The sequence below is a fragment of the Intrasporangium sp. genome, from assembly GCF_036566125.1.
Taxonomy (GTDB): Bacteria; Actinomycetota; Actinomycetes; order Actinomycetales; family Dermatophilaceae; genus Intrasporangium.
The window spans coordinates 1-4,939 of sequence record NZ_DATCWX010000301.1 but is presented as its reverse complement, the minus strand read 5'-3'; the positions used below and the strand labels follow the sequence as shown (position 1 = coordinate 4,939).

6 protein-coding genes are annotated in these 4,939 nt (G+C 70.2%); 5 read left to right on the top strand and 1 reads right to left on the bottom strand.

The genetic code is table 11. The features are described from left to right. Positions 1-52 precede the first annotated feature (52 nt). Positions 53-1,144, bottom strand: a complete 1,092-nt coding sequence (locus VIR15_RS18065; protein WP_331930292.1) for a DUF3866 family protein — start codon at positions 1,142-1,144, stop codon at positions 53-55. 131 nt (positions 1,145-1,275) lie between these two features. On the opposite strand from VIR15_RS18065, the gene VIR15_RS18060 reads away from it, so the two are divergent. From VIR15_RS18060 to VIR15_RS18040, 5 genes are all read left to right on the top strand, one after another. After that, a complete protein-coding gene (locus VIR15_RS18060) occupies positions 1,276-2,289 on the top strand; it encodes a helix-turn-helix transcriptional regulator (RefSeq protein ID WP_331930290.1) in 1,014 nt (337 codons plus the stop codon). Next, a complete protein-coding gene (locus VIR15_RS18055) occupies positions 2,282-3,310 on the top strand; it encodes a helix-turn-helix transcriptional regulator (RefSeq protein ID WP_331930288.1) in 1,029 nt (342 codons plus the stop codon). The genes VIR15_RS18060 and VIR15_RS18055 overlap by 8 nt, the downstream gene beginning before the upstream one ends. A 151-nt stretch (positions 3,311-3,461) precedes the next feature. Continuing rightward, a complete protein-coding gene (gene tatA, locus VIR15_RS18050; protein ID WP_331930286.1) occupies positions 3,462-3,797 on the top strand; it encodes a Sec-independent protein translocase subunit TatA in 336 nt (111 codons plus the stop codon). Between the two features lie 101 nt (positions 3,798-3,898). Continuing rightward, positions 3,899-4,672: a twin-arginine translocase subunit TatC gene (tatC, locus tag VIR15_RS18045; RefSeq protein WP_331930284.1), complete on the top strand. Its 774-nt coding sequence runs from the start codon at positions 3,899-3,901 to the stop codon at positions 4,670-4,672. A gap of 9 nt (positions 4,673-4,681) precedes the next feature. Further along, positions 4,682-4,939, top strand: a 258-nt coding sequence (locus tag VIR15_RS18040; RefSeq protein WP_331930282.1) for a diacylglycerol/lipid kinase family protein, incomplete at its 3' end; no start/stop codon positions are given.

The following is a 4,939-nucleotide window of genomic DNA, read 5'->3' as shown; positions in this document are numbered from 1 at the left end:
TGCCGAGCGGGTCGTGGCGGTGGGTGGTGGTGGGTCGTGGAGGGCGCCGGTCTCAGCCGAGCATGGCTGCGGCGTGGCGGCCGGCAACCGCCGCGGTCAGGAAGGACAGGCGGTCGTCGTCGAACCCGCGTCCCATCGTCGACAGCGGTACCGGCGTGGCGCGGAGGGCGTCGTCGAGGCCGTCGCACCCGACCTCGACGAGAGTGAGCCGCCCCCCGGTCGAGTCGCACAGGGCCTGTGCCTGACTGTGGACGTACGCGGCGAGATCCTCGGTGAGGTCAGGGACGGGGACGTCGGCGGGGACGAGGGCGACCCGCCCGTAGGCCGTCGCGCTGTGGTGCGACAGGCCACGGTGCCTGGGCCGCTGGTCCGCCTCCGAGACCCGAAGCGATGCGATGGGGTGGCCACCGAGGACGCCGGCCGCGTTCAGAGCCTCACCGGCCGAGGTGCCGGAGAAGCCCCATCGCGTTCCGGTGCCGAGATTGCCCGGTCCCTGCGCGACGATTGCGACGTCAGCCTCGACGACGAGGTGAGCGGCCAGCAGCCCGGTGTGCACGTTGACGGCTTCCAGGTCGCCGCCGTAGGCCTGGCCCACGCTGATGCTGGCCGCGAGCCACTCGGACTCCCGTAGCCCGGCCACGGTGCGTGAGAAATCGGCGGGGAGAGCCCCGCCGTCCGTCATGACGTAGGCCACCCGGGCGTCCGGAGCGGACTCCCGCAGCCCGGCGATGATGGCTGGCAGGGCCGAGTGGAGGTCCGCAACGACGACGGGCATGCCACCGAGGTCGTCTGCGTCACGGAGTCGCTCGTGGTTGGGACTGCCCTGCTCGTCGACCCCGAGCACCATGGTCTGCCCCGGCGTATAGCGCGCCTTGACGAGGTGGCCGTCCAGCGCCGCGACATCTACCGGCTCGGGGAGGTGGTCCGGAGCCGCCACGATGATGGCGACCCCACCCGTGCCGAGGCCACGCTCGAGGGCGGTCGTGTTGAGCAGCACGCGCGCACCCGTAGGGAGGTCCCCGACGATGTCGGAGTAGCCCAGCGCGCGGACGGTGTCCCCGGAAGCCAGCTCAGCGGCATACTCCACCGCCCCGGCCCACCGCGAACGCACCTCTTCGATAACTGCCGACCGCCACTGGATCATGGACGCGACCCTACCGACGACACCTGCGCCCTGTTCACGCAAGGTCTCGCAGGGCTCACTCGAGAGGGTCGGGAGTCAGGTAGCGTCGGACTGCGCCCGCGCGGGCGAACCGGGATCGGAGGAAGGCGGCCATGAGTGCATCATCCGCGTCGGCGGAGAAGACCGAGCGGCTGCTCAACCTGATCCTCGCCCTCAAGTCGACGCGCCGGCCCATCCCCAAGGAGCAGCTGCGCAGATCCCTGCCGGCCTACGCCGAGGCGCCCTCCGTCGAGGCGTTCGACCGGATGTTCGAGCGCGACAAGGACGAGCTGCGAGAGATGGGCATTCCCATCACGACCACCGTGGTCGACGTCCTCTTCGACGACGAGGTGGGCTACCGCATCGATGCCAGCGAGACGTCCTTGCCCGAGATCAGCTTCGAGCCGGACGAGGTGGCTGCGCTGGCGCTGGCGGCGCGCGCGTGGTCCACGGCCAGCATCTCAGGCACGGCCACCGCCGGGCTGCGCAAGCTCCGCCTCGCGGGCGTGGAGATCGACGAGTCCCTCGCGGCCGGCGTCGAGCCGCGGATCCGGACGCCCGAGCCTGCCTTCGACCCGGTCCGTGCTGCCCTCTCGGCTCGTCAGCCGATCACCTTCGACTACCGGAAGAACGACGGCTCGGTCAGCACGCGCCACGTGCGGCCGTGGGCTCTGAAGCTCTGGCACGGCCGCTGGTACCTCACGGGCCACGATGTCGACCGGGCCGCGGAGCGCGCCTTCCGCCTCGGCCGGGTCGTGGGGCCGGTGCGGAAGAAGGGGCGAGCGGGGTCCTATGAGATCCCCGCGGACCACGTGCCCGAGGTGTCCCTCGCCGCGCAGGCGCCGGAGCCCCAGGGATCCGCTGTCGTCCGGGTGCGCCACGGCCGCGGTCACGTCCTGCGCCAGGCGGCGAGCAGGACGCAGGACCTCGACCACCGGTGGGCCGAGATCGAGGTGCCCTACGAGCGCGGGCGCACGGAGCGGGACATCGCCGCGCTGGGCAGCCACGCGATCGCCGTCTCGCCCCCCGAGCTCGTCGAGGGCGTCCGCGCTGCCTTGCTGCGCACCGTCGAGATCAATGCCACCCATGCTGTGGCAGCACACCAGGAAGGCCATGCCGATGAGTGACAAGCGGATGGCTGGCCACCGGGCGTCCGCACCGAGCAGCCCACGGACCACCGCACGGTCCACCACAGAGACCGCAACACAGCGGCTCGGTCGGCTCCTGGACCTGGTCCCCTGGCTGCTGCGGCACCAAGGGGTGAGCATCGAGGAGACCGCCAGGGAGTTCGGCCTCACGCCGGCGCAGATCGAGTCCGACCTCGAGCTGCTCTTCGTGTGCGGCACGCCCGGCTACACGCACGCCGAGCTCATCGACGCCCAGTGGGACGACGGCCACATCTACCTGGCGAACGCCGACGACATCGCGGCGCCCATGCGCCTCACCCGCGACGAGGCGGTGACCCTCACCGCGGGGCTCCAGGCCCTCGGCTCGACGCTCGTCAACTCCGAGGTCGTTGAGCGGACCCTGGAGAAGTTGCGCAAGGCAACGACGGCCGCCGACCCGGGCGGTGGGCAGATCGCCCTGGACCTCGACGACGGCAGCCAGCACTCGGTCATGACCAGGCTCAAGGAGGCTCTGGCAGCCCGACGGCGCGTCCACCTGACCTACTACGTGGCGACGCGGGACGAGACGACCGAGCGAGATGTCGACATCATGCGCATCGTCAACCTCGACGGGCAGTGGTACCTCGAGGGCTGGTGCCATCGGGCTCACGGCGTGCGCTTCTTCCGGGTCGACCGGATCGAGGCTGCGAGCGTGCTCGACATGGACGGCACGCCACCTCCGGAGGCGACGCCCCGCGACCTCGACGACGAGATCTTCGTCCCCAGCGAGAGCGACCTGAGCGTGGTCCTGGAGGCCGCCCCGCAGGCGGCGTGGATCGCCGATTACTACCCCAACGAGGGGGTCGTCCGGAACGCCGACGGGTCGGTGCGGGTCACGCTCAAGGTGGCCGACCCTGCTCTCGTGCGTCGCCTCGTGCTGCGGCTGGCCGGCGACGTCCGGGTCGTCTCGCCGTCTGGACTGGCCAGCGCTGTGGCCGACGAGGCGCGAGCCGCGCTCGATGCCTACGGCGAGATGGGATGACACGGTGGTGACGTGGCCCGAGGTCGAGCGGAGGACCGGCGGGCGGACGCATTGTTCACGTCCCCCACGTATGCTGGTCATCTGCAGCATCGATGCTGCCAGCGAACGGCCCCCTGTGAATGCGGGTCACTGACGTCTGAGGAGACGACACATGCCCAATCTGGGTGCCCCCGAGCTCATCATCATCGCCATCGTCGTCATCGCCCTGTTCGGGTGGAAGAGGCTCCCCGACATGGCGCGCAGCCTCGGCCGCTCGGCCCGGGTCTTCAAGTCCGAGGTCGACGAGATGAAGAAGGACGGCAAGTCCCCGAGTGAGGCCGCGCAGACGACCGTTGCCGGCGACGTCGTCGAGAGCGATGCGCAGCACCGCGTCACCGAGGCGGAGGCCGAGGCCAGGGCCGCGGAGGCTCGGGCCAAGGAGGCCGAGGCCCGCGCTGCCCAGGCACGTTCGGAGGCGGATCGGTTCCGGAGCGATCCCTCCCTCTGAGTGCTCCCGCTGAGCGCTCTCGCCTGAGACCCCTGCCGACCGACCGAAGCCCGAAGCCACCAATGCCGTCGTTGTTGCACAAACGCAATCCCGAGGGACGGATGTCCCTCGCTGACCACTTCCGCGAGCTCCGCAATCGCGTCGTCGTGGCCGGGCTGGCGATCCTCGCTGGTGCCGTCGTCGGCTGGATCTACTACGACCCGATCATCAACCGGCTCATCCAGCCGCTCAAGGATGTCGCCGCCCAACGCGGTGATACCGGTCTGGTCAACATCAACTTCGGGACGATGACCGATGCGTTCGCCATCAAGCTCACCGTCGCGCTCTTCGTCGGCCTCATCCTCGCCTCGCCCGTCTGGCTCATGCAGATCTGGGGCTTCGTGGTCCCCGGTCTGACGAAGAAGGAGAAGCGGGTCACCCGCCTGTTCGTCGTGGCGGCCGTGCCGCTCTTCGTCGCCGGTTGCGTCGCGGCCCTGCTCATGGTGCCGAAGGCCGTCGCGGTCCTGCTCGACTTCACCCCCGTCGGTGCCTTCAACATCCAGGACGCGTCCCTCTACCTGTCCTTCGTCCTGAAGTTCATCCTCGCCTTCGGGTGCGCCTTCCTGCTGCCCGTCTTCCTCGTCTGCTTCAACATCATCGGCCTGCTCTCGGGGCGGGCCATGCTCAAAGCGTGGCGGCCGGCCGTCATGGTGATCCTGGTCTTCGCGGCGATCATGACCCCGACCCCCGACGCGTTCACCATGCTCTTCATGGCCTCGCCGATGATCCTGCTCTACTTCGCGTCGGTCGGCATCGCCTTCATCTTCGACCGCAGGAAGCGGGAGAGCCTGCCCGGCTGGCTGGACGTCCCCGACGACCAGGCGTCGGCCCTGTAGCGTTCGGGTGTGTCCGACCGCGTCGCCCTGATCGTCAACCCCACTGCCGGCAAGGGAGCCGGGCGGGCACTCGGCGAGGCGACTCGTCGCCTTCTCCTGAGCAGTGGGCGCGACGTCGTCGACGTATCCGGCCGGACGTGGACCGAGGCTTGCGCCCGGGCGGGGGATGAGGTGCGCCGCGGCGTCGACGCGCTCGTCGTCGTCGGCGGGGACGGCCTGGTGCACCTCGCGGTCAACCTCGTCGCCGGTTCCACCACGCCGATCGGA